The following is a 24,241-nucleotide window of genomic DNA, read 5'->3' on the forward strand; positions in this document are numbered from 1 at the left end:
TAGGCAAGCAAAGGGTATTGCGGTGTCTGAAATGAACGGCCTGCGTCCATCTCCACAACCTGGCGTTCAGGAAATGAACGTAGATCGCGTATCTCGTGTATATCATGGCGAAATGGTGGACCGTGAAACCCCGCGCCATTCCGACGCCCGCATTGACTGGCTGGTCGAACATTGTCCATTTGGCTCAATTCTGGACATTGGCTGCGGCGAGGGGATGTTCGAGGCCAACGCCGCTCATGAGCGGCGGACGATCGATGCAATAGACATCCGTCCAGAGGCAATCGCGCAGGCGAAAGCGCTTTGCGAAAGGACGCTGGACAGGCAAATACTCAAGAACATCCGTTTTGAAGTGAGCGATTTTCATGGCCCCGAGACTGGCCGCCCCGGCTATGACGCCGTCATCCTGGGAGAGATCGTGGAGCATGTGAGGGAGCCGGAGACATTCCTCTATCGAGCCGCATATGCATTGAAGCACAATGGCAAAATGCTCGTGACTGTGCCGTGGGGACCATCGAAGGCTCCCGGTCAGGCCCAGGCATTCGTCCTTTCCCAATTTCTTGACGCGCTGCCCGATTTTGTCAGGTGGGACGACCTCGGCATCGTTGACGGCCACATACGCTTTCTGGGAACGCGCACGGTCAAACCGGGATCGGCGGGGACAGACAAGTTGCGCGCGAAGAACAGGCAGCGCTTTCCTGCGGACCTTTTGCTGACGATCAGCGAGCGGGCCGCGCTGGAATTCCGGCAGATTTCCCGGGAACTGCCCGCGGCCCATGCGAAACCGCCGACAAGGAGGTCCAACTCCAGCGATCTGACGGCGGAGAGGGACGCATTGCAGAAGCAACTGACAATGCTGACCACCGAGAGGGAAGCGTTGCTCAAGCAGCGTGATGAACTTGAGCGATCGAAGGGCGACGTCGTACTTGCGTTTCGGACGCTGGCGCGTCTCAAGCTGATACCACTTGTCGGTCGCGTTCGCGCTTATGTGGAGGCAAGGCCGGCGCTAAAGGCCCGGATTTTGCGCACGCTTCCGAAGCCGGTGATCCACAAACTTCAAAAACACGTGCGGGCCGCGATCCGTGAAACCACGCTCGGCAATCCAAAGCGTGTCCTGATCGACCACAAAGTCCCTGAGGGCCACGACCTGATTGTCGTATGCAACAACTATCCCGATGGTGGCGGGCAGTATGGTGGTGAGTTCATCCGTGCAAGGCTGCTGGCCTACCGTGACAGGGGCGTGAAATGCCTTTTGGTCATCTGCAATCACAGATACTCAAAACCCCACTTCGCCACGCATGAGGGCATCGACATATTTCGTGTCCCAATGTTCCTGTCGCGCGGTATCCCTTCCTTCGTGGCGGAAAGGAAAGCCCGAACATTGTTCGTCCACTCTCCACCTCCGGAGAGTATCGAGGAACTGCGCAGCCTTTCCAGACTGAAGAAAGTCGTGCTCTGGTTCCACGGGTTCGAGGTGCGAGACTATCGAAGGCTGCTTTTCAACTACAGCACCGAAGATCTCGAACGGCAGCGCGAGTTCCTCGATTCAGCCAACCGCGCGCGAATGGGCGCCCTGCTTAGACTCGATTCCGCGCAGAGTGTTGCGACCGTCTTTGTTTCGGATTTCCAGTTGGACGTGGCGCGAACGGATTCCGGCGCACTTCTCAAGAATGCGAACGTGATACACAATTTCGTCGACGGCGAGTTCTTCTCGTTCAAGGAGAAAGCGCCCGAAATGGCGCGAAAAATCCTGTTGATCAGGTCGTTCCAGACCCGCAACTACGCAAACGATATAGCCACGGAAGCAATACGCCTCCTTTCAACGAGGCCCGGCTTCGAGGAGCTTTCATTCACGATCCGTGGAACCGGACAGTATTTCGATGAACTGACCGCCCCGTTGGCACATCTGGCCAATGTGGATGTCGCCGAGGCGTATCTGTCGGCAAACGAAATAAAGGAACTGCACGACGAACACGGGATTTTCCTTGTTCCGAGCAGGTTCGACACGCAAGGCGTGTCGATGTGCGAAGCCATGGCAAGCGGGCTGGTGTGCATCACAAATCCAGTTGCCGCCATTCCGGAGTTTTTCGATGAGGACTGCGGTTATTTCGCCAAGGCGGACTCGGTCGAGGCCTATGCGGATGCGATAGTCAGGGCGGTCGGCGCACCGGATCTCTTCCAGGCGAAGGCTCAGGCGGCCGCCCGAAGAGTCAGGTCACAATGTGGCGCGCCGACGACGATAGAGCGCGAATTGATGCTGATGGAAAGCCGGGCTGTTGTTCACGATGAATAGTCAAGTTCAATCCGTATTTCCGAATGCCGATGATGCTCCAAAATCGTCGGATGCGCGTGCGGAAGCCTATACTGTGGTCGGTGACGCGGGTTCGCTTCGTATCGTGCGGCCCGACGGAAGTGCCATGCCCGGCCTGTTTACCGCACCCGCCAAGGAGGCCAGTCTCCGGCAGATGATGTCGGGTTCGGTTCGGGAATGGACGGTGCTTCTGGACCAGTTGTGCGAGCATCTTCCTGCGCGTCCGCACCTCATGTTCGATTTCTACGATCCGATGCGGGAATTGTTTCTGTTGGGCGCGAGGCAGCAACGCTTTACATACAGCCTGATGGTCAGTGAGGTTCGCTCCCGCATCGCAATTCTCGACTATGCGATCATCAGTGCGGCCCGTGACATAGCCTTTCGCGGGAAAGAGGCCAAAGAGGCATTTCGAAAAGCATATGTTGGCGCATTCAACGCCCTTGGTGAGGGGGAGGGCGCAGCGGCACGCGATGCAGGCGGCAAGGGCAAGGCACCGCTCGCCAACGGAAAGGCAGGCGCGCGCGTGCTGATCGTGGCCTATTTCGCCGGCCAGTGCCCGACCGTGGGCGCCAAGCGCATCAACTACTGGTTTGAAGAAATGCATCGGCGTTCCCACGGTATGCTCGATGTCGAGCTTGCAAGCGCGATGCCCTATGTCGACGCGCCGTTTCCGCACCACCATGTGCCGAACTATGATCTTGCGGAAATCCTTCACGCGGGAGCGCCGGAGGAATGGCAGTCGGCTTTTGCCAGAACCGAGATCGAGCACCGTCGAAACTTCAGCACATTGTCATATTATTGGAGACTGGGCCTCGAGCGATATTTCGACGAGATCGATGCCAGCTATGACGTCGTGCTGCTTTCGGGCAATCCGTTCTCAGTATTTGATTTTGCGAACTATGCCCGCAGGCGTTGGAGATCGCGCATCGTTCTGGATTACCGGGACCCCTTCGCAAACAATCCCCGAATGGCCTATTCGCCGGAAGCGCGCAGCTTCATCGCCTATGTCGAACGCGGCTATAACTGCCAGGCGGACCTGATCTCGGTCGTGAACGCCGAATGCGCCAAGCTCGCGGAAGCGCCTGCCGACAAGCCGATTGCGATCATTCCGAACGGCTATGACGAGCGCGTGCTTGATCGCCTGTTGCAGACGAAGTCGAAGGACGACCGCATTTCCTTTGCCTATGCCGGCTCGATCTATCCCTATGGGCCACTGGCCCCGGTGGTCAACGCGCTCGATCCGTCACGACATCGCCTCGTGTTTGTCGGCAATGACAGCGGGCTGGAAAAGTCAGTCCGCAACAATCCGGCAGTGAGCGTTCACGGCCCGCAGGACTATCAGCGGGCAATGGAACTGATTGCGCCTTGCGACATCGGGATCGTTTTCATTTCGGAGACGGGGTTCGAGTCGACCACCAAGATCTTCGACTATATCGGGCTCGGCATGGATGTCCTCATTTGCACGACCGGGCCGACCAAAAGCGGTCAGATCGCAAAGGTTGTCGAGAATGTGGACAACATCTACTGGTGCCGGAACACGCCCGAAGCGATCTCCGAATTCGTCGCGCACTATTCCAAGGGCAAAAAGCGTGCCGACAAGCAGCGCGCCTCTTTCAGTCGCGGAGCCTCGCTGGACGACCTGATCGACCGGATGACCCGCATCCTCTAAACACGGCCTGAATTCAAGCGGACGCTTTTTCCGACGATAGGGCAGGGGTGCTTCGCGGTTCTTCCCGCTGTCGCGGCTGGAGGAAGCGCTTTTGCAGGCTCTGCATGGGACGCTCAAAATAGTAATAGGACAGCGGCGCCACGATCATTGTGAGCACCAGTCCGAGCATCTGGTTCGGCGGCCAGTTCTGGCCGGCGGCACGCGACGGACCCGTTCCGATGAAGAACACGTGCCAGACATAGAGGCCGTAGGAAATCATGCCGATGAACCGCAAGGGCCGGAATTCAAGAGCGGAGACGACAAAGCTCTGCTGGTTGCAGTAGACCCAGATGACGACCAGCGCCACGCCGGATGCGCGCAGCATCGCGCCGGTCAGCGGAAAGGACTGCAATCCCGGCAAAGCGTAGAGGAACAGGCCGACCGGCAGCGCAATCCAATGAAATGATTTCCGCCTGCCGAACAACATCGCGGCCAGTGCGCCAATGACGATCGGGATAGCGGCGGGAATGGTCCACGCAAGGTAGTTGAACATGCCTGACCGCGGATAATATCTGATAGCCACGACGCAGGCGAGAAGCGTCCCGATCAGCGCCAATATGGGGATCGTCTTTCCGCGTGAGAAGAAACTCGCGAAGACCAAAGGCCAGACCAGATAGAAGTGCCATTCGATGGACAGCGACCAGATGTGGCCGTTGATCGCCGTGCGCAACCCGTTGGGAACGAAATTGAAGATGTTGAGCAACAGAAATGGCAGACCTTCCCATCTGAATCCGGTTACGAAGATCAGCGAGAAGACGATCAGCGCAGCGCAGTACAGATAGTAGAGCGGAAGCAGGCGAAACGATCTTCGGACGAGGAAATTCCAGAGGTTGACGCTGTGGTACCTGTCGTATTCGCCGATCAGCAGGGTCGTAATCAGGAAGCCTGAAAGGACGAAGAATATGTCGACCCCGCGAGGCGCAGTGACGAGATAGAAAACGAACGGATAGTGTTCGCGAAACAGCGGTCCTGTGATGTTGGCGTGCCCGAGGATCACGATCAGCACGGCGATGGCGCGAATGCCATCGAAACCCCTGATATAGTGGCGTTCTCTGTTGCTTCCCGTCAGCACGCGCATTCCTCTGAGGACGCCGCTGATATTGCATCTTGGCGTCAGGCGCGCAACCGGGTCAGGCGGTCCCAAATCCCTCCTGAACACGGGCCACGCCGTTGCCATCGACGGGCTTGGGGAACGGCCTGAAGGTCATGAGGATCAGGACCGCTGCAAGGCCCATGCCCCAGGAACCGACATACATCAGCGCATAGCTGTCGAAGCGGTCGTAGATGATGCCGCCGAGCAAAGGACCTGTCGACATGCCGAGGCTCCCGGCCATGGCGGTGCCGCCGATGATGGTTCCCATCATCGATAGCGGGAAATTCTCGCGTATGATGACCGCGTAGAGTGGCATGGTGCCCGCATAGATGAAGCCGACAAGCGCGGCGACGGCATAGAAGGGACCGAGCGTCGAGACGAACACATAGGCGAGCACGCCGAAAGCCTGTGCCAGCAGGCCGATCACGAGGACACGCTGCGCACCGAAACGATCACCCAAAAGGCCGAAAGCGATGCGCCCGCCCATGCCCGCCAGACCCTCGACGCTGTAGATGGAAACCGCCGCTAGCATCGGAATGCCGCAGGTGACCGCGTAGCTCACCGTGTGGAAGATTGGACCGGAATGGGTGGCGCAGCAGAAGAAATTGGCGAGCATCAGCGTGATGAATTGCGGGGAGCGGATCGCCTGCCGGACGGTCAGGGCAGGTTGGTGTTCGTCCGGGACTTGACCGGATGACTCGACTTCCAACGCAGGCGGCCTGCGGACGAGTGCGGCCGCGGGGATCATCAGGGCAGCCGCGATGCAGGCTATGATCAACATGGCGGTGCGCCAGTCGTAGTCTGTGGCCAGCCACGCGGCAAGCGGCGCCATGGTCATCGGCGCAATGCCCATTCCAGCAGATACGAGCGAAACGGCGAGCGCGCGCTGCGTATCGAACCAGCCCGTCACGCAGGCAATCATCGGCGCGAACACAGCGGCAGTCCCGGCCCCGACCAGAAGGCCGAACAGGAGCTGGAATTCGAGCAGGGAGCTTGCTCTGCTGGCAAGCGCCAGGCTCCCGGCCAGGATCGCAGAGCCGGTCATCAGGACGGGACGCGGCCCAAACCTGTCCGACAGGTTACCCCAGACCATGCTCGCGGCTGCCATGGCGAGGAAGCCGATGGTCATTGCGGTGGATATGCCGGTCACCGACCAGCCCGTGTCTTGCGCCATAGGTCGCAAAAATACGGGCAAAGAGAACATCGCGCCGACCGCGACGCAACCGAGCAGGCCGCCTGCGGCGACAATGACCCAGCGATAGGGATGGTTCATGGTTTTCTCCCGACACATGCCGCCGTCGCCCGTGCCGACGTGCGTTCATCACGCAGCTAGGACGTGCAAACTCCTCCAGTGCCGACAGAACACTCTAACAAAACTTACGGCGTTTCGCGATGCTGCGGGGCGGCGCGGCTCAGGCCACGAAGTCGAAGCGATCGACATCGACCAGACCACGGTCGGTGATCTTCAGATGCGGAATCACCGGCAACGGAAGGAACGCAATCTGGAGAAACGGCTCCTCAAGCGTCGCTCCGATTTCCTTTGCCGCCCTGCGCAACGGGCCAAGCGCGCGGCGAACCTCGTCATAGGTCCCGAGGCTCATCAATCCCGCGATCGGCAGGGCGATCTCGGCAAGAACCTTGCCGTTGCAAACCACCACGAAGCCGCCTTCGATTTCCGAGAGCCGGGTGACGGCAACGGCCATGTCGCCATCGTCGACGCCGACAACGCAGATGTTGTGGCAGTCGTGACCGACCGTCGAGGCAATCGCGCCACGCTTGAGGCCGAAGCCCTTCACGAATGCAACGGACACATTACCATTGATGCCGTGCCGCTCGACCACGGCGACCTTGATCACGTCCTGATCGAGGTCGATGCAGGTTTCGCCATTGCGCTGCGGAAGTCCAAGCCGCAGGTGCTCCGTGATGATTTTCCCCGGAATGATGCCGATGACGGAACTTTCGTTTGCAGGGCGTGCCCTGAAATCCGACGCCTGCACCGGCCTGATCGAAACGCTCCGGCGGCCCACAGGCTCCACGTTGGCGCGCCCATCGAACAGGGCGTCGGTAACGATGCGGCCTGCCGAAACGACGAATTGCGCATTGCAGCCCTCAAGGCTGTCCAGAACCGCGATGTCTGCCCTCCAGCCCGGAGCGACCAGACCACGGTCGCGCAGGCCGAAGGCGCGCGCGCCGGAAATGCTTGCGGCCCGGTAGATCGCCAGCGGCTCGACACCGTTCGCGATGGCGTGGCGGATCATGTAGTCGAGATGTCCGTGTTCGGCGATGTCGAGCGGATTGCGGTCGTCCGTGCAAAGCGCGATGAAAGGCGAACACCGCTCGGTGATGATCGGCAGCAGGCTGTCGAGGTCTTTCGACACGGACCCCTCGCGCACAAGGATGTGCATTCCTTTTGTAAGTTTTTCCCGCGCTTCGTCGGCTGTCGTGGTTTCATGGTCGGTGCGGATGCCTGCGGCAAGATAGGCGTTCAGCTCCTTGCCCCGAAGCAGCGGGGCGTGGCCGTCGATATGCCCGGACTGGAACGCTTCCAGCTTGGCCATGCAGACCGGGTCCTTTGCGAGCACACCCGGATAGTTCATGAACTCGGCGAGGCCGATCACCTTGGGATGGTTCGCGAAAGGCAGCAGGTCGCCTATGTCGAGCCGCGCGCCGGAAGTTTCGAGATGGGTGGCGGGGACGCAACTGGAAAGCTGCACGCGCACATCCATGATGGCATGTTCGGCGCAATCCAGAAAATAGCGGATTCCCGGCGCGCCGAGTACGTTGGCGATCTCATGCGGATCACAGATCGCCGTCGTTACGCCGCGCGGCAGAACGCATCTGTCAAATTCCAGCGGCGTGACCATCGAGGATTCGATATGCAGATGCGTGTCGATGAAACCCGGAACGAGAACCTTGCCCGAGACGTCGATTTCCTTTCGCCCGGAATAGGCGTCGTAGGTACCAACGATGCGATCGCCGCAAATGGCAATGTCGCCCGAAACAAGGTCGCCGGAGACAAGATCGAAGAAGCGGCCGCCCTTGAGAACGAGGTCCGCCGGTTCGCGGCCGATGCCCTGATCGATGCGCTGCTCAAGATTGCTGCTCATGTCCCTGGCCCCGGAATCGCAAATCGTCCGCGATAGTGAGCACGCTCAGCCGGGAAAGCGCAATCGAAAGCGTCAGCCGTTCGAGGCCATGCGGATGCCTGCCGACCTGCCGCCGTTCGGAACCACGACGATCTGCCTGACCTTGCCTTGCTTGTAGGCTTTCAGAAACTTGTTGTAGTCTTTGAATGCGACGCATCCATGCGACTCCGCGCGACCGCCGCGCAGCAGATAGCTGTGGGTGAGGAAGCCGTCGCGGCCATATTTGTTCTTTCCGTCGACAGGCAGCATGCGAATGGCCTCGACACCGTGGAACAGCCGTTCTCGCAACTTTAAGTTATAAACATGCGGCGGTGTCGCGCCGCCCATCTTGACGTTCACATAACGGGGGTTGTCCGCCATCTTGCCGATGCCCGAATGGGCTTCGAGAACCGTGCCGTCCGGCATGTAAACCTTGGCGGCGCTGATGTCATAAACGGCGACGCCGTTGCCTGCCTTGGTGCTTCCACCGAAAATGTCGCGCAGCGACCGGCCGAGGCCGCCCGAACGTTCGCGCTGCTCCGGCTGGTCCGGTCGAGCATAAGCGAGCGAGCGCGGTTTCGACGCAGGACGGGCGACCGGCTGGTCATCCTGCTCGTCCTGATCGTCATCCTCCTGTTCCACCTGCTTTGCCGAGCCGAGTGGCTTTAGCGGTAACTGGCGGGAAGGACGCAATTGCGGAAGCGGGCCATCATCGGGAGTTTCGTCGTAGATGGCCCCCTGATCTTCTTCAGAGGACCCTTCGTCAGGGACAACCGCCAATTCATCCTCGTCGCCGTCCTCTTCCGAGAGCAGGGCCGAGAAGGCTGTGACGGCGCTGGTGTTCTCACCCGGCGTAGCATAGGCCAGCACTACGCCCTGAGGCTGCCGGCCCATGGCGATCGAGCCGCCGAAACGTTCGAGCGAAGGCACTTCGGCAGCCTGGATCGGGCGGGCAGTCTTGCCCGAACGCTTTCCGAACAGGTTGGCGAGTTTCTCTGAGGTCAGCCGCGCGCCTTCCTTGATCGCGTCGAAGCGTTCGTTGCTGCTCGGCGTTTCGGAATGGCCAGCCAGTTCGAACTGTCTTGCAAGCTTCACGTCACCCGGAACAAAGCTCGCGGCCATGACGGGTGTCGAATCCAGAGAAATCAGCAACTTCGCGTGCTCGATCTGCCGGGGTTCGTTCAATTCCGGACTTGTTTCCGGTTCCGCTGCTATCGAAGGACGCGGCAAGCGCAAGTCGGCGCCCATTGCCAGAGGCGTTCCATAGCCAAGCATTCCTGAAATCGCCCAGACAGCGCCGCCGCAAAAGGCGGTTGCCACGCATGTAATCAGAAACCGATGCTGAGACTTCGCATTAACGGAATTGTTCACCAACGCAATACCAACCAGCTAGTCGCAAGGATCAGGCAATTCGGTGCTCGACCGATCCAGTGCGCGTTACGGATTGTCCCCAACTTATCCAATCGATCGAGGAAGGATGGACAAATATGGTTAAATTTTGCTTTGCAGCAATTTTGCCGCTGTTGCTTGATCATTGACTTTTTGGAAACTGTCAACCCGCATGGCGGCGTCAAATCGCCACCACGCGGGCGCGAACCGGCATCAGGAATGGCGGATTTCCGTGCCGAGAACCTTGAGGCATTCGCGGATGAAGGCTGCAAGGGCGGTCCAGCCCTTGGCCGAAACCATGGTGCCGTCGACATATGCTTCTGTCGGTGAAAGGTCGATATAGGTGCCGCCCGCAAGCGTGACTTCCGGTTCGCAGGCCCCTAGCGCGCCGACCTTCTTGCCGCGCACCACGCCGTCAACCGCGACGAGGATCTGCACGCCGTGGCAGATGGTGAAGATCGGCTTCTTCGTCTCGTGGAAATGCCGGACGATTGCCTGCACGCGCTTGTCGGTGCGGATATATTCCGGGCCGCGACCGCCTGCGCAGTAGACGGCGTGATATTGGTCGAGCTGCTTTTCCGCTTCCGAAAAAGTCTTGTTGATCAGTGCGTAGTGGCCGGGTTTTTCGGTATAGGTCTGGTCGCCTTCGAAATCATGGAGCGAGGTCTTGATCTGGTCGCCCGCCTTCTTGTCGGGACAGACCACGTGAACGGTATGGCCGACTGCTTCCATTGCCTGTTGGTACACGAAGATTTCGTATTCCTCGGTAAATTCGCCGGTGAGCATCAGGATTTTCTTGCCGGGCATGTTTTTCCTCCTCAAACAATGATGGCTGGCAGTTATGGCTGGTCGAACGCTGGCAGCAGGCGGCCGCGCGAACGCACGATATGGGTGCGCATCGCTGTGCTCGCCGCGTCGGGGTCCCGCGCCGCGAAGGCCGCGAGTATCGCTGCGTGCTCCTCCAACGCCTCCTCCGTAACGCGCGTGTGGAACATCAATCGAAAAATGTGGAAATGGGCGTGCTGGAACGCCAGCGTTTCGCGTATCAGCCCGTTGCCCGCAAAGAGCATGATCTGGTCATGAAACATCGCATCCTTGCGCGCGAAATCCGCGTAGCGCTGCCGCCCGTCGGCGATTTCGACGCGCGACATCACGCCGGCCAGCTGGCGAAGCGCATTCATTTCTTCCGCACCCAAGGAGGCGGTGGCCTTGGCTGCGGCGTCAGGCTCAACCAGCAGCCTCAACTCGTAGAGTTCGTCGAATCGGCGGCGCGTGATCTGCGGCGCGGCGCGGTAGCCGACCAGATGCGTCTTGAGGACGAGTCCCTCGCCCTCCAGTCGCCCGAGAGCTTCCCGGATCGGTGTCTGTGACACATTGAATTCGCGCACCAGATTGTCGACCGTGATGCGTGCGCCGGGCTCGATCTTCAGGGACATCAATTGCGCGAGGATCGCATCGTATACATCGCCTGCAAGGCTATGCGCGCGAATGATCGGCCCGCCGGTCTCCGTCGCATCGGTCCCGAAATCATGCGCCTGCATTTAATCCTGTCCCTTCGTCTCAATCGTTAACACGCAGGGTTGAGGCGAACAATCCTATATCCTATAGGATTTTGGCATTCTTGCCAGCGGTGGCGGATGGTGTTTCATGCTGGCCGGGCACAGCGGCAGTCGCACAAAGAGCAGGGCAATTGCAGGGCGATCCGTTCCGTACACGCGACCATGTCGCGGATTTTGACGCAATCGTTGCGGACATTGTGAGCCGCAGCGCCGCCACGCGCGCGGAACTGCCCATGCTGGAGGATGTCTCCTATGGACGCGGACCTTCCGAGACGCTTGACCTGTTCTTTCCCCAACAACGCGACGGGCCTGTGGCCGTGCATATGTTTGTTCACGGCGGCTACTGGCGGATGTTTTCCCGAAGCGATTTTTCCTGTGTCGCGCAAACGGTGACGCGGGCAGGGGCAATCGCCGCGATCATCGGCTATGCGTTGATGCCCGCTGTCAGGATGTCGACGATCGTCGATCAGGTGCGGTGCGCCAAGACATGGTTGCAGGAACATATTTCGGAATATGGCGGCGATCCGTCCCGCGTGACGGTGAGCGGACATTCGGCAGGCGGGCACCTCGGCACCTTCCTGTTCCACGCGGACGATCCGCGGCCCGTGAACGGGGCTTTGTTGCTGGGTGGGCTATATGATTTGAAGCCGCTTCAGGACTCGTTCCTGAAACCGGAAATCGGGATTACAAACGACGAAGCTCTTGCCTTTACGCCGCTGAATCATCGACACCACGCGCACACTGACGTGACACTGCTTGTCGGCGCGGATGAAACCCCGCCCTTTCACCAGCAGGCCGCCGATTTTGCGGCGTTGCTGGATGGGCAGGGTGTTCGTGTCGTCAACAGCGCGTTGCGCGACCGCAATCACATGAGCGCCGTTCGTGATCTCGGCATTCCGGGCACCGAAGCCGCGAGGCAGCTTGCGGCAATGATCGGTCGTTGCTGAATTCAGCCGCGTGCCTTCAGGGCAGGCCCGAGCAGGGAAAGGTCAGCTTCGCTCAAGCGGTCCGACGCCGTGCGCAATTGGTGCCAGTACGGATACAGGATTGGCGGCGCGCTGACCTCATCCAGTCGGCTGCGCTCCTCGTCGGTCAGCTTCAATTCGGCCGCCTGAAGATTGTCCTTGATCTGCGCTTCGTTGCGTCCGCCGATGATAAGCGAGGTGACGCCCTGGCGTCCGAGCAACCATGCGAGCGCGACCTGCGCTCCTGAAACGCCTCTTGCATCTGCGATGTCGACAAGCGTATCAGTAATGTTCCACAGGCGGTTCTCGTCGCGGATCGGCGGTTCGTTCCATCCGGCGAGTTGGCGAGTGCCGGTGGGGGCCTGCTGGTTCCGTCTATGCTTGCCCGAGAGCAGTCCGCCGGCCAGCGGCGACCACACGAGGATGCCGAGACCCTGATCGATGGAGATCGGCACGAGTTCATATTCGGCATCGCGCGCTTCGAGCGTGTAGTGAATCTGCTGCGAGACGAACCGTGGCAGATGGTCTGCGGCGCTGATCCCGAGCGCCTTCATCAGGTGCCAACCGGAATAGTTCGAACAGCCGACATAACGTATCTTGCCCTGTGACAGCAACGTGTCGAGCGCGCCCAGCGTCTCCTCAAGCGGGGTCTGCCCGTCCCATTCATGGACCTGATAGAGGTCGATCACGTCGGTTCGCAGGCGCTTGAGGCTGGCTTCGCAGGCCCGGATCAAATGATGACGCGAAAGGCCGCGGTCGTTCGGGCCACTGCCCATCGGGAAGCGCGCCTTGCTGGCGATCAGCACACCGCTCGGGCGTTTGCCGCCAAGCGCCTCGCCGATGATCTCCTCGCTCGCGCCCGCGGAGTAAACGTCCGCAGTGTCGATGAGGTTGACGCCTGCGTCGATGGCCATGTCGATCTGGCGCCTGGCCTCGCCAAGGCCGACATCGCCGACCTTGGCGAAGTTGCCCTTGCCGCCCATCGTCATCGTGCCAAGGGTGAGCACCGAAACCTTGAGGCCCGAACGGCCAAGCAAACGATATTCCATCGATCGACTCCCAACGCATTGAGTCTCCAATATTGAACGGAGCCGCCGCGCCTGTCACGGCCCTCGTCGTGCTTGGCGCTTGCCGGTCGCCCGGGATGAGGCCACGCCGCTCGGATTGAGGGACGAATTTGCGTCCTATCGCGAACCCGACTGGATGAAGCCGCCGCGCGGACCGGACGTTTCTCCGGCGCTGCGATGGTTTCCGATCGTCACGCAATTGCAGATCGGCCTCGATATCGCGATCGCCACAAGTACGCCGATGGGCTACGGCTACGTTTACGCGCCTGAAGACTACATAACGCCTTGGATCGATGTGACGCAGCCGGAGGGCTGGACGGCTCCTGAAATCGAGCGCCTGAGGGTCTTTTTCAGGGAGCAAAGAAGCGGCGATCAATTCGGGTGGGGAGGGCGCCGCTCGGCAAGCAGAATGCGCTTCACATCAACGCGTCTGCTCCACTATGTTCAGCGAGTCGGATCGCAACCACCCGGAGAGGCAGGCAGTGGCGGTCGAAGCAAAAAAAGCTTGCAATACGCTGCGGGAAAAACGGGCGCACCTGCGCCTAGGCAGAGCCTACGGTGTTCGTCACTGGCACCATGATCGCCGAGGGAAACACGTATTCCCGCTCGAAGGCGACATGCCTGCGTACCGTGTCGAAAAACGCACGCAACATGAAACCGAGCGCCTCGGGATTGTCGATCTCGCCGCCATGTCCGATCCACAGCAGGCGCTCGCAGATTTCTTCCGCAGCTCCTTCGTCATAGACGTGCTCGGACTTGAGGCGCAGGATCGTTTCCCTGCGCACCGGATGCGTTTGCGCGTGCTGTTCGAAAATGGGAAAAATGACATCTTCCTCATATCGGTGCGACGCGCGCAGGAGCGGCACAAGCCGGTTCGCGACCCGAATGCAGGTCAGCCTGTCGACACGATGGGGCAAGCTGTCCGCGATGGCTTCAAGCTGGTCGCACAACTGGACCTTTTCAGCATAGACAAGCGCGAGTTGAACGCAGGGCGCCTGTTCGCCCGTCGCACATCGGCAGGACACCGCGCACTGGTCCGCGCAAAGGCATATCAGGGCCGATCCATTTGCCGTGCGTGTCGCCAAGCTGCTCTCCCGAAAACTGCTGGGAGACTATGCCCAAGTGACGCAGTTCGTTTTGATCTGGATCAAGGCGAATAATGCGAGTCAATTCTACCTGTCCGGCACGCCCGGTAGTCTGATGAGAGGGGTCCATGAGGTACGGTACTGAAATTGCACTGTTAGCGCTGTTCACATTTCTGGCGCTTCTGGGGGTGGCATTTGCTGCCGACGACCTGTTCCGTCAGCATATGACGATCCTTTTCTTCGTTCTCGCGGCGGGAACGGTCGTGTTGCTGCGCAACACGAGCTTCGCGCCGGCCCAGCCCGCAGATCCCGACGCATATATGGATGGCCCGATCCGCTACGGCACGATCGCGACCATGTTCTGGGGTGTGGTCGGATTTCTTGTCGGCGTGGTGGCGGCGCTTCAGCTTGCCTATCCCGACCTGAACATCGAGCCGTGGCTGAATTTCGGTCGCGTGCGACCGCTGCACACCTCTGCGGTCATTTTCGCCTTCGGCGGCAATGCGCTGATCGCGACCTCCTTCTACGTCGTCCAGCGGACCAGCCGTGCGCGTCTTTTCGGCGGCAATCTGCCCTGGTTCGTGTTCTGGGGATACCAACTCTTCATTGTGATGGCCGCAACGGGCTATCTGCTCGGTATCACCCAAAGCCGCGAATACGCCGAGCCCGAATGGTATGTGGACCTCTGGCTCACCGTGGTCTGGGTCGCATATCTGGTCGTTTTCCTCGGCACGATCCTGAAGCGCAAAGAGCCGCATATCTACGTGGCGAACTGGTTCTACCTCTCGTTCATCATCACGATTGCGATGCTGCACGTGGTCAACAACCTGGCGATGCCCGTTTCTTTCCTCGGCTCCAAGAGCTATTCGCTCTTTTCCGGCGTGCAGGACGCTCTTACCCAGTGGTGGTACGGCCATAATGCGGTCGGCTTCTTCCTCACTGCGGGCTTTCTTGGCATGATGTATTATTTTGTGCCGAAGCAGGCCGAGCGCCCGGTTTATTCCTACCGCCTGTCGATCGTTCACTTCTGGGCGCTGATCTTCCTCTACATCTGGGCCGGTCCGCACCATCTGCACTACACGGCCCTGCCGGACTGGGCGCAAACGCTCGGTATGGTATTCTCGATCATGCTGTGGATGCCTTCCTGGGGCGGGATGATCAACGGTCTGATGACGCTTTCCGGCGCTTGGGACAAGATCCGCACCGATCCGATCATTCGCATGATGGTGACTGCGATTGCCTTCTACGGCATGTCCACGTTCGAAGGTCCGATGATGTCAATCAGGGCGGTCAACTCGCTGAGCCACTACACGGACTGGACCATCGGTCACGTGCATTCCGGCGCGCTCGGCTGGGTCGGCCTCATCAGCTTTGGCGCGATCTACTATATGACCCCCAAGCTCTGGCATCGCCAGCGCCTCTATTCGGTGCGCATGGTCACCTGGCACTTCTGGCTGGCGACGCTCGGCATCGTGGTCTACGCGGCGGTGATGTGGGTTTCCGGCATCATGCAGGGGCTGATGTGGCGCGAGTACGACGAGCAAGGTTTCCTCGTCTATTCCTTCGCCGAGACCGTGGCCGCCATGCATCCCTACTATGTGATGCGTGCATTGGGTGGCGCCATGTATCTCGTTGGCGCACTGATCATGGCCTTCAACATCACCATGACCATCCTTGGCTATCAGCGCGAGGAAGATCCGATCGGCGGGCGTAGCCCGGCCCTCCAGCCCGCAGAATAAGGACCGTCGCCATGTCGTTGATGGACAAACACGTACTGCTTGAAAAAAACGCGACCCTTCTGCTCGTTGGCTCGCTGCTGGTGGTCACAGTGGGTGGTATCGTCGAAATCGCCCCGCTGTTTTACCTGGAGAACACCATCGAGAAGGTCGAAGGCATGCGGCCCTATTCGCCGCTCGAGCTGGCGGGCCGCAACATCTACATCCGCGAGGGATGCTATGTGTGCCACAGCCAGATGATCCGTCCATTCCGTGACGAGGCCGAACGCTACGGCCACTACAGCCTTGCTGCGGAATCGATGTACGATCATCCGTTCCAGTGGGGGTCCAAGCGCACAGGGCCTGATCTTGCGAGAGTGGGCGACCGCTACTCGAATGCGTGGCACGTCCAGCATCTCGAGGAGCCGCGCTCGGTCGTGCCTGAATCGGTAATGCCGAGCTACAGCTTCCTCAAGGACAAGCCGCTCAACGTGAAGAACTTCTCCACCCAGCTCATAGCCAATGCGCGGGTCGGCGTTCCCTATTCGCAGGAGATGATCGACAACGCGGATGCCGATCTTCAGGCGCAGGCCAATCCCGAGGCGGATACGTCCGGTGTCGAGGCCCGCTACCCGAAAGCCAAGCTCGGCGATTTCGACGGCGATCCGCAGCGGCTGACGGAGATGGATGCTTTGGTCGCCTACCTCCAGATGCTCGGTACGCTGGTCGACTTCAAGACCTACGACGAAGTCAAGAACGCGCGATAGGAGGGGGCGATGGAAACCTACACTGCCATGCGCCACTTTGCCGATAGCTGGGGCCTGCTGGCCATGGCGATCTTCTTCGTAGCAGCCGCCTTCTTCGCGTTCCGCCCGGGCAGCCGCAAAGCCGCCGATGAGGCATCGCGCATTCCCTTCAAGGAAGACTGACATGAGCCAGAAGCATATTGACGAACTTTCCGGCGTTGCGACCACTGGCCATGAGTGGGACGGCATCAAGGAACTGAACAATCCCCTGCCGCGCTGGTGGGTCTGGACATTCTACGCAACCATTGTCTGGGCAATCGGCTACACCATCGCCTATCCGGCGTGGCCGCTCATCAACAGCGCGACGAGTGGTCTCCTCGGCTATTCAAGCCGTGTCGAGATCCAGAAGGAGCTTGCCGCAGCAAATGAGGCCAAGGCGCAGTATGTCGAGGCGATCACGTCAAAATCCATCGAAGAGATTCAGGCCGACGATGCGTTGCGCACCTTTGCGACCGCCGCAGGTGCAGCTGCGTTCAAGGTGAATTGCGTCCAATGCCATGGGTCGGGTGCGGAAGGCTCCAAGGGGTTTCCGAACCTGAACGACGACGATTGGCTGTGGGGCGGCAAGATCACCGACATCCAGCAGACCATCGCCCATGGCATCCGGTTCGACGCCGATCCTGATACCCGCGTCTCCGAGATGCCCGCCTTCCGGGATATTTTGCAGCCTGAGCAGATTGCGACTGTTTCAGCCTTTGCCGCATCGCTGATGGGATTCCCGGCGGATCAGTCGAAGCTGGAGGAAGGCAAGACGCTGTTCTCTGAAAACTGCGCCTCCTGTCATGGCGATGACGGCAAGGGCCTGCTGGATGTTGGAGCGCCGAATCTAACGGACGCCATATCCCTGCTGGTGCATTCGGAAGCGGACATCGAAAGCCAGGTCCGTTCGCCGCGGCATGGCGTGATGCCGGCATGGCAGGGGCGGCTCGGCGAAACGACCGTCAAGGAACTTGCGACCTATGTCTATTCGCTCGGCGGTGGACAATAGGCAGCATTTGACGGGATGTGAAACTGCCCGGTGGGCTCGGCATGATGCCGGGTCCACAATTTGCTTTCTGGCGTTTGACGCAAGTCAACGCATTCGGGACGGTTCCGTGAGAAGGCGGATCGTTCAGTTCGGCGAAGTGCCGGACAGGAGAGTGTGATATGCTCGATACAGGTGAAGTAGAGCGGCTCGAAGTCAGCGCGGTCAACTCCGCACAGGTCCGCCAGCCTCTATATACCAAGAGAGTCAAGATATTCCCCAAGCGCGCAGAAGGGCGTTTCCGCAGCTTCAAATGGATCGTCATGGCGATCACGCTCGGCATCTACTACCTCGTGCCGTGGCTGCGCTGGGATCGTGGGCCATACGCTCCCGATCAGGCCGTGTTGGTCGATCTCGCAAACCGGCGCTTTTATTTCTTCTTCATCGAAATCTGGCCGCAGGAATTCTACTTCGTGGCCGGCCTCCTCGTTATGGCGGGCTTCGGCCTTTTCCTGGTTACCTCCAGCGTGGGGCGGGCGTGGTGCGGCTATACCTGTCCGCAAACCGTCTGGGTCGACCTGTTTATTGCGGTCGAACGTTTTGTCGAAGGCGACCGCAACGCGCGCATCAAGCTCGATCAGGGCGCATGGTCGGCGGACAAGGTCGTGAAGCGGGTGGCGAAGCACGCCATCTGGCTGGCGATTGCGGTGGCTACCGGCGGCGCATGGATATTCTACTTCGCTGATGCGCCTTCGCTGTTGGTCGATCTGATCAAGGGGCAGGCGGCGCCTGTCGCCTATATCACCGTCGCGGTGCTGACTGCCACGACATACGTGTTCGGTGGCCTGATGCGCGAGCAGGTGTGCACCTATATGTGCCCTTGGCCGCGCATTCAGGCGGCGATGCTCGACGAGTATTCGCTGACCGTGACCTACAATGACTGGCGTGGCGAGCCTCGCTCGCGGCATGCCAAGAAGGCGGCAGCGGCGGGGCAGGCCGTTGGCGATTGCGTGGACTGCAATGCGTGTGTGGCCGTCTGCCCGATGGGCATAGACATTCGCGACGGCCAGCAACTCGAATGCATCACCTGCGCCCTTTGCATCGACGCCTGCGACAGCGTGATGGACAAGATCGGGAAGGAGCGCGGCCTTATCTCCTATGCGACATTGGCCGACTACAACCGCAATATGGACCTCGCGACAGCCGGCGGAACACAGGCAATCTCACCTCCGCTGGTGCGCGGCGAGGACAAGAAGATCAAGCCTGGCTATGTCCATTTCCGGTTGCGCGAACTTTTCAGGCCGCGCACGCTGGTCTACTTTGCGGCATGGTCTGCTGTAGGTCTTTTCATCCTGTACGGCCTGCTGACCCGAGACCGGCTTGAAGTGAACGTGCTCCATGACCGCAATCCTCAATATGTCCGGCTTTCGGACGGCTCGATTCGCAACGGCTTTACCGTTAAGCTGCTGAACATGATCCCGGAGCCGCGCACAATCATCGTGACCCTGCAAGGGTTGAAGGGTGCCGAGATGAGCGTGGTTGGCATGGACCAGCCAGAGGACCGTTCGTTCGCGGTGCAAGTCGAACCTGACAAGCTCAAGACCTTGAAAGTCTATGTGCGCCAGCCGGTCGATCAGATTGCCGGCCCGGCCCAGCCGTTCAAATTCGTCGTGGAGGACAAGGCGAGCTTCGAGACCGACAGCTACACCGCGACGTTCGAAGCGCCGGGAGTTGCCAAATGAACGGCCAGGAACGCACGACGGGTTTCACCGGTCGTCACATGCTGCTGGTAATGTTCGCCTTTTTCGGCATCATCATCGCGGTGAATTTCACCATGGCCTATTTTGCCCGGTCGAGCTGGACCGGCCTTATCGTGGAAAACTCCTATGTCGCCAGTCAGGAGTTCAACGCGAAGATGGCCGAAACACGCGCGCAGGATGCCCTCGGCTGGAGTAGCGAGCTTACCGTTGCCGACGGCAGGGTGCGCTACAAGCTGAGCGGCACGGATGGACACGCAGTGGGTCTTGACGCCGTCACGGTGAAATTCATGCACCCGGTCGACGACCGGGAGGATGAGCGCGTCGAACTGGTGAAAGGCGCTGACGGCATTTTTGAAACGAGCCATTCGCTGTCGGACGGCGTATGGCTGGTCGAGATCGAGGCGGATGCCGGCCTTGAAAAGCCGTATAGGGAACTTTTGCGCATTCATGTCGCTGGAGGCAGACGGACATGACCTGTTGCGCGCCAGGTGCGGACATGGCGCTTCAGGTTGCGGGAGCGCTTCCCTCCGACGATGAGGTGATGCTTTCGTCGCGCGAACTGGGCAACGGCGTGCGACAGGTTGAGCTTTCGGTTCCGAGCGTGCATTGCGCGGCATGCATACAGTCCGTGGAGCGCGCCCTTTCGGCCCTGCCCAATGTGGTTCGCGCGCGCGTCAACCTCTCGACCAAGCGGGTTGCAGTGCAATGGAGCGGCGAGGCGCTGCCGCCGATTGTCTCGACGCTCGCCGCGACAGGATATGTGCCCAATTTGTTCAGCGTCGATCAGGCCGCGAGCGACAAGGCTCTGTCCGAACTGTTCCGCGCCGTCGCGGTGTCCGGCTTCGCCGCCGCCAACATTATGCTGCTGTCGGTCTCGGTCTGGTCGGGCGCCGAGGGCGCCACCCGCGACCTGTTTCACTGGGTGTCGGCGTTCATCGCCATACCCGCGCTGCTGATTGCCGGCCGGATTTTCTATCGTTCCGCATGGAGTGCATTGCGTCACGGCCGCCTGAACATGGATGTGCCAATCGCCATCGGCATCACCATGGCCTATGCGCTCAGCCTCTATGAAACGCTCACGCATGGGCACTATGCCTATTTCGATGCGTCGGTCACGTTGCTGTTTTTCCTGCTTATCGGGCGCACGCTGGACCATGTGATGCGCGACCGTGCGCGCTCGGCGGTGATCGGGCTGGCGCGGCTCCAGCCGCAGGGCGCGGTCGTCGAGGAATGCGACGGACGGCGGGAATATCGTCCAGTGTCCGAGATCGCCGAAGGTTCGCGATTGCTGGTCGCGGCGGGCGAGCGCGTGCCGGTCGATTGCGTTGTCGAGCGCGGGCAATCGGACATCGATGCATCGATCACCAACGGAGAAAGCGCGCCCCAAACCGTGGAGCCGGGCAAGGAACTCCGGGCCGGGGTGCTCAATCTGACCGGGCCGCTGGTGCTGCGCGCATTGCGTCCGGCCTCGTCCTCGTTCCTTGCGGAGATGACACGGCTGATGGAAGCGGCGGAAGGCGGTCGAGCACGCTATCGGCGTTTGGCCGAGCGCGTTTCGGCACTTTACGCCCCGGTCGTTCACCTGACCGCATTCCTGACCTTCCTCGGATGGATCGTCGCGACCGGCGACTGGCACCGTTCAATCACAATCGCAATTGCGGTGCTCATCATAACCTGTCCCTGCGCGCTTGGCCTTGCTGTTCCGATCGTGCAGGTGGTCGCGGCGCGGCGGCTGTTCGAGAGCGGAGTCATGATGAAAGACGGCGCGGCGCTTGAGCGGCTTGTGGGCGTCGATAAAGCGGTGTTCGACAAGACGGGCACGCTCACGCTCGGCAGCCCGCGCCTCGTCAACGGCTCCGAAATCAGCGTTTCGCACATGGCGATCGCCCGTGAGCTTGCGGCGCATTCACGGCATCCGGTCTCCCGCGCCATCATGGCGGAAGGCGTGAGCGGCCCGGACCGTATTCTGGACATTGAGGAAGTGCCGGGCTGCGGTGTCAAGGGTCGGCTTGGCAAGGACAAGTGGACGCTTGGCCGCGCAAAATGGGCCGCTCCCGGTTCTCCCGGCGCACATGGCACGGTACTTGCGAAGAATGGCGTCGAAGTCGCCGCCTTTTCGTTCGACGACCGGCTGCGGCCTGAGGCCAAAGCCGCAATCGCCGAACTCGGGCGGCAGCACATCGACGTGTCGATGCTCTCCGGCGACGTGCAGGCTCAATGTGATTCAGTCGCGTCGCGGCTTTCCATCGATGACTACACGGCGGAGCTTCTGCCCGCCGGAAAGGTCGAACGCATCAGCGAGTTGGTCGAGAGCGGCCACAACGTTCTGATGGTGGGGGACGGGCTGAACGATGCGCCCGCGCTGGCAGCCGCCCAGGTTTCGATGGCGCCCGCGACTGCGGCGGATATCGGTCGCAATGCCGCGGATTTTGTATTCCTCGGGGAGGGGCTGGACGCGGTGCCGCTCGCCATCGATGTCGCACGGCGCGCGGATCGCCTAGTCAAGGAAAACATCGGGCTGGCAATCGTCTACAATGCCTTCGCGGTTCCGATTGCCATTCTCGGCTATGTGACGCCGTTGATAGCGGCCGTTGCAATGTCGGCGTCGTCGCTGCTGGTGATCGGCAATGCGCTGCGGCTCAGCGCGCGGGGCAAGCGGACCGCAAAGCCGACGACAGGCGGAACCATGTTGCGCGAGGCGGTGCAGTGACCAACCTCGTCTTTCTGATCCCGGCGGCGTTGATCCTCGGGGCTATGGGCCTCGTCGGCTTCCTTTGGGCGTTGCGCAGCGGCCAATATGAGGACCTTGATGGGGCCGCGCACCGAATCCTGCTGGATGATGACGAAGCGCCTGCGCCGTCACCTCGAAAGCGCTGAAACGCGACGCGGCCTGTCATCGGCGCTCTCTGCAATCTCGCGCAACGGCAGGCCCCCGGTTTCGACAAGAAAATCGATGATTTCATCGAGCCCCTTGCGGCGGCGCATGTCGGTGAAAACGAAGGGCCGCTGCCCGCGCTGCCTGAGCGTATCGGACCGCATGATTTCGAGATCGGCGCCCACATGCGGTGCAAGGTCGATCTTGTTAATGATGAGAAGGTCCGACCGCGTTATGCCCGGCCCGCCCTTGCGGGGGATCTTCTCCCCTGCGGCGACGTCGATGACATAGAGCGTGATGTCGGCAAGGTCTGGCGAGAAGGTGGCGGCCAGGTTGTCGCCGCCGGACTCGATGAATACGACATCAAGATCGGGAAACCTGCGCCGCATCTCGGCAACAGCGGCGAGGTTGATCGATGCGTCCTCGCGGATGGCCGTGTGGGGGCAGCCGCCGGTCTCGACGCCTAGAATGCGATCTTCCGGCAGGGCCTGCAGCCGATTGAGGATCAGCGCGTCCTCCTTGGTGAAGATGTCATTGGTCACGACAGCCACCGAGTAGCGGTCACGCATCGCCTTGCACAGCATTTCGGTGAGCGTGGTCTTTCCGGCCCCTACGGGACCGCCGATGCCGACGCGCAGTGGACCGTTGGCACTCATGATCTGAACACCCTTGAATATTGAACTTCGTGTTTCATGGACATGATATCGGAACGGATGGATGCCGATCCAAGATCGTCGATTGTGGATGCGGCGGCGCGTGCCGCCGTGTCGAGCAAGGCCGTTTCCAGCCCGGCGATGACCGCGACGCCATCGCGTTGCCCAAGGGGCACGAGCCGAACGGACGCCTGCACGAGGTTGGAAACAAAGGCATGCAGATAGGCCGTGAGCGCTTTTTCCAGCGCGATGCCGTGGCGCCCCGCCGTCAAACCGACGGCAACCGGATAGGGAAGGGCGCCAGCGTGCGCCTCGCCCCATGCGGCTGCGGCTTCGGTGAACGCTGCGCCCTGAAGGGTTGTTTCCATGTGCCGCTCGCGCGAGCTCGCCATCGCAGCCGCTAGCTCCGCCAGTTCGCCGCAATCGCCGCCGCTGTCCGCCTCGCGCCAGCTTGCCGCAAGGATCACTGCGTCGTTCCATGCCGAACCGTGCGCCAGCAGGTCGTGCAGCCAGTCCGCAAGTGAGGCGCGATCGAGGATGACGCCGTCATGGATCGCCCGTTCCATGCCGTGGCTGTAGGCAAATGACCCGACCGGAAACGCGGGTGACAACCAGGTCAGCAGCCGCAGCAGCGATCGCTCTTCTTGATCAGTCATGGTGATGATGGCCATGTGAATGGTCATGCCCATGATCGTGGTCGTGTCCATGGTCGTGCTTGTGACCGTGGTGGCCGGCGTGGCTGTGATACGCCCCATGAACAGGCTGGAACCGCTCGATAACATCTTCCACCCGCGCGCCAAGTCCCTCCAGCATGTCGCGGATGACATGATCGCGCTGGATCAGGATGCGGTTTTCGTCGATCTGCGCGGCGAGATGGCGGTTGCCAAGGTGCCAGGCCAGATGGCGGATCGGACAGATGTCTGTCGCCGTGATGGCGTAGAGCTTTTCCTTGGCCGCAATGATCTCGATGGTCCTGCCATCCTCCAGCACCAGCCGGTCGCCATCGCCGAAGAGAACCGCTTCGGGGAGGTCAACCATCACTTTGTCGCCCTGATTGGTGGCAATCGCCTTGCGGCGCAGATGCCGTTCGGTGTGGTCCAGCACGACTGTTCCGAATGGCTCGGTGTCGTCTGCGTGGCGGTGCGAAATGGCGCGAAGCATGTCAGATG

22 protein-coding genes and 1 pseudogene are annotated in these 24,241 nt (G+C 60.5%); 12 read left to right on the forward strand and 11 right to left on the reverse strand.

The window, feature by feature from the left end; genetic code table 11:
- Positions 1-73 precede the first annotated feature (73 nt).
- Both M9924_12985 and M9924_12990 read left to right on the forward strand, forming a co-directional pair.
- The gene (locus tag M9924_12985) at positions 74-2,290 is read left to right on the forward strand and encodes a glycosyltransferase (GenBank protein MCO5065311.1); all 2,217 of its coding nucleotides are present in this window, start codon (positions 74-76) and stop codon (positions 2,288-2,290) included.
- Entirely contained in the window at positions 2,283-3,977 is a 1,695-nt protein-coding gene (locus tag M9924_12990) for a hypothetical protein (protein MCO5065312.1), read from the forward strand. The genes M9924_12985 and M9924_12990 overlap by 8 nt, the downstream gene beginning before the upstream one ends.
- Before the next feature lie 13 nt (positions 3,978-3,990).
- Here M9924_12990 and M9924_12995 read toward each other — a convergent pair whose 3' ends face one another.
- The 6 genes from M9924_12995 to M9924_13020 all read right to left on the reverse strand — a co-directional run bounded on the left by M9924_12995 (position 3,991) and on the right by M9924_13020 (position 11,164).
- A complete protein-coding gene (locus M9924_12995) occupies positions 3,991-5,088 on the reverse strand; it encodes an acyltransferase (GenBank protein MCO5065313.1) in 1,098 nt (365 codons plus the stop codon).
- Between the two features lie 58 nt (positions 5,089-5,146).
- Positions 5,147-6,382: an MFS transporter gene (locus M9924_13000; protein MCO5065314.1), complete on the reverse strand. Its 1,236-nt coding sequence runs from the start codon at positions 6,380-6,382 to the stop codon at positions 5,147-5,149.
- A gap of 139 nt (positions 6,383-6,521) precedes the next feature.
- Positions 6,522-8,216, reverse strand: coding sequence for an adenine deaminase (ade, locus tag M9924_13005; protein ID MCO5065315.1), 1,695 nt, complete (start codon positions 8,214-8,216; stop codon positions 6,522-6,524).
- 72 nt (positions 8,217-8,288) lie between these two features.
- Positions 8,289-9,419, reverse strand: coding sequence for a DUF2778 domain-containing protein (locus M9924_13010; protein MCO5065316.1), 1,131 nt, complete (start codon positions 9,417-9,419; stop codon positions 8,289-8,291).
- Between the two features lie 417 nt (positions 9,420-9,836).
- A complete protein-coding gene (locus tag M9924_13015) occupies positions 9,837-10,430 on the reverse strand; it encodes a DJ-1/PfpI family protein (GenBank protein MCO5065317.1) in 594 nt (197 codons plus the stop codon).
- A gap of 32 nt (positions 10,431-10,462) precedes the next feature.
- Positions 10,463-11,164, reverse strand: coding sequence for a GntR family transcriptional regulator (locus M9924_13020; GenBank protein ID MCO5065318.1), 702 nt, complete (start codon positions 11,162-11,164; stop codon positions 10,463-10,465).
- Positions 11,165-11,313: 149 nt separating this feature from the next.
- On the opposite strand from M9924_13020, the gene M9924_13025 reads away from it, so the two are divergent.
- The gene (locus M9924_13025; protein MCO5065319.1) at positions 11,314-12,129 is read left to right on the forward strand and encodes an alpha/beta hydrolase; all 816 of its coding nucleotides are present in this window, start codon (positions 11,314-11,316) and stop codon (positions 12,127-12,129) included.
- Positions 12,130-12,131: 2 nt separating this feature from the next.
- Here the strand turns inward: M9924_13025 and M9924_13030 are convergent, their stop codons facing one another.
- Positions 12,132-13,196, reverse strand: coding sequence for an aldo/keto reductase (locus M9924_13030; GenBank protein ID MCO5065320.1), 1,065 nt, complete (start codon positions 13,194-13,196; stop codon positions 12,132-12,134).
- A 136-nt stretch (positions 13,197-13,332) separates the two neighbouring features.
- On the opposite strand from M9924_13030, the pseudogene M9924_13035 reads away from it, so the two are divergent.
- Positions 13,333-13,557 (forward strand): annotated as a pseudogene (locus M9924_13035) (alpha/beta-hydrolase family protein).
- A 199-nt stretch (positions 13,558-13,756) separates the two neighbouring features.
- On the opposite strand, the gene M9924_13040 reads toward M9924_13035, so the two are convergent.
- Positions 13,757-14,299, reverse strand: coding sequence for a hemerythrin domain-containing protein (locus tag M9924_13040; protein MCO5065321.1), 543 nt, complete (start codon positions 14,297-14,299; stop codon positions 13,757-13,759).
- A gap of 128 nt (positions 14,300-14,427) precedes the next feature.
- On the opposite strand from M9924_13040, the gene ccoN reads away from it, so the two are divergent.
- The 8 genes from ccoN (at position 14,428) to ccoS (ending at position 22,421) form a co-directional block, all read left to right on the forward strand.
- A complete protein-coding gene (gene ccoN, locus M9924_13045) occupies positions 14,428-16,038 on the forward strand; it encodes a cytochrome-c oxidase, cbb3-type subunit I (GenBank protein ID MCO5065322.1) in 1,611 nt (536 codons plus the stop codon).
- Positions 16,039-16,049: 11 nt separating this feature from the next.
- Positions 16,050-16,781 carry a cytochrome-c oxidase, cbb3-type subunit II gene (ccoO, locus tag M9924_13050; GenBank protein ID MCO5065323.1) on the forward strand — a complete coding sequence of 244 codons (732 nt, stop codon included), beginning with the start codon at positions 16,050-16,052 and terminating at the stop codon, positions 16,779-16,781.
- Between the two features lie 9 nt (positions 16,782-16,790).
- Positions 16,791-16,943: a cbb3-type cytochrome c oxidase subunit 3 gene (locus M9924_13055; GenBank protein MCO5065324.1), complete on the forward strand. Its 153-nt coding sequence runs from the start codon at positions 16,791-16,793 to the stop codon at positions 16,941-16,943.
- 1 nt (position 16,944) lies between these two features.
- Positions 16,945-17,808, forward strand: a complete 864-nt coding sequence (ccoP, locus tag M9924_13060) for a cytochrome-c oxidase, cbb3-type subunit III (protein MCO5065325.1) — start codon at positions 16,945-16,947, stop codon at positions 17,806-17,808.
- A gap of 158 nt (positions 17,809-17,966) precedes the next feature.
- Entirely contained in the window at positions 17,967-19,526 is a 1,560-nt protein-coding gene (gene ccoG / locus M9924_13065; protein MCO5065326.1) for a cytochrome c oxidase accessory protein CcoG, read from the forward strand.
- Positions 19,523-20,017 carry a FixH family protein gene (locus M9924_13070; protein MCO5065327.1) on the forward strand — a complete coding sequence of 165 codons (495 nt, stop codon included), beginning with the start codon at positions 19,523-19,525 and terminating at the stop codon, positions 20,015-20,017. The genes ccoG and M9924_13070 overlap by 4 nt, the downstream gene beginning before the upstream one ends.
- Positions 20,014-22,254, forward strand: a complete 2,241-nt coding sequence (gene cadA, locus M9924_13075) for a cadmium-translocating P-type ATPase (protein ID MCO5065328.1) — start codon at positions 20,014-20,016, stop codon at positions 22,252-22,254. Before M9924_13070 ends, cadA begins: the two co-directional genes overlap by 4 nt.
- Positions 22,251-22,421 (forward strand): cbb3-type cytochrome oxidase assembly protein CcoS, encoded by a 171-nt coding sequence (ccoS, locus tag M9924_13080; protein MCO5065329.1) that lies wholly within the window; start codon positions 22,251-22,253, stop codon positions 22,419-22,421. Before cadA ends, ccoS begins: the two co-directional genes overlap by 4 nt.
- Here the strand turns inward: ccoS and ureG are convergent.
- Genes ureG through M9924_13095 form a run of 3 tightly spaced genes read right to left on the reverse strand, consistent with a single transcriptional unit; the run spans position 22,404 to position 24,233 of the window.
- Positions 22,404-23,078, reverse strand: coding sequence for an urease accessory protein UreG (gene ureG / locus M9924_13085; protein MCO5065330.1), 675 nt, complete (start codon positions 23,076-23,078; stop codon positions 22,404-22,406). The two genes, ccoS and ureG, sit on opposite strands and share 18 nt — an antisense overlap.
- Positions 23,072-23,743 (reverse strand): urease accessory protein UreF, encoded by a 672-nt coding sequence (locus M9924_13090; GenBank protein MCO5065331.1) that lies wholly within the window; start codon positions 23,741-23,743, stop codon positions 23,072-23,074. The genes ureG and M9924_13090 overlap by 7 nt, the downstream gene beginning before the upstream one ends.
- Positions 23,721-24,233 (reverse strand): urease accessory protein UreE, encoded by a 513-nt coding sequence (locus tag M9924_13095; GenBank protein MCO5065332.1) that lies wholly within the window; start codon positions 24,231-24,233, stop codon positions 23,721-23,723. Before M9924_13095 ends, M9924_13090 begins: the two co-directional genes overlap by 23 nt.
- Between the last annotated feature and the right edge of the window lie 8 nt (positions 24,234-24,241).

The sequence above is a fragment of the Rhizobiaceae bacterium genome (genome assembly GCA_023953835.1).
In the GTDB taxonomy this organism is placed as follows: Bacteria; Pseudomonadota; Alphaproteobacteria; order Rhizobiales; family Rhizobiaceae; genus Mesorhizobium_G.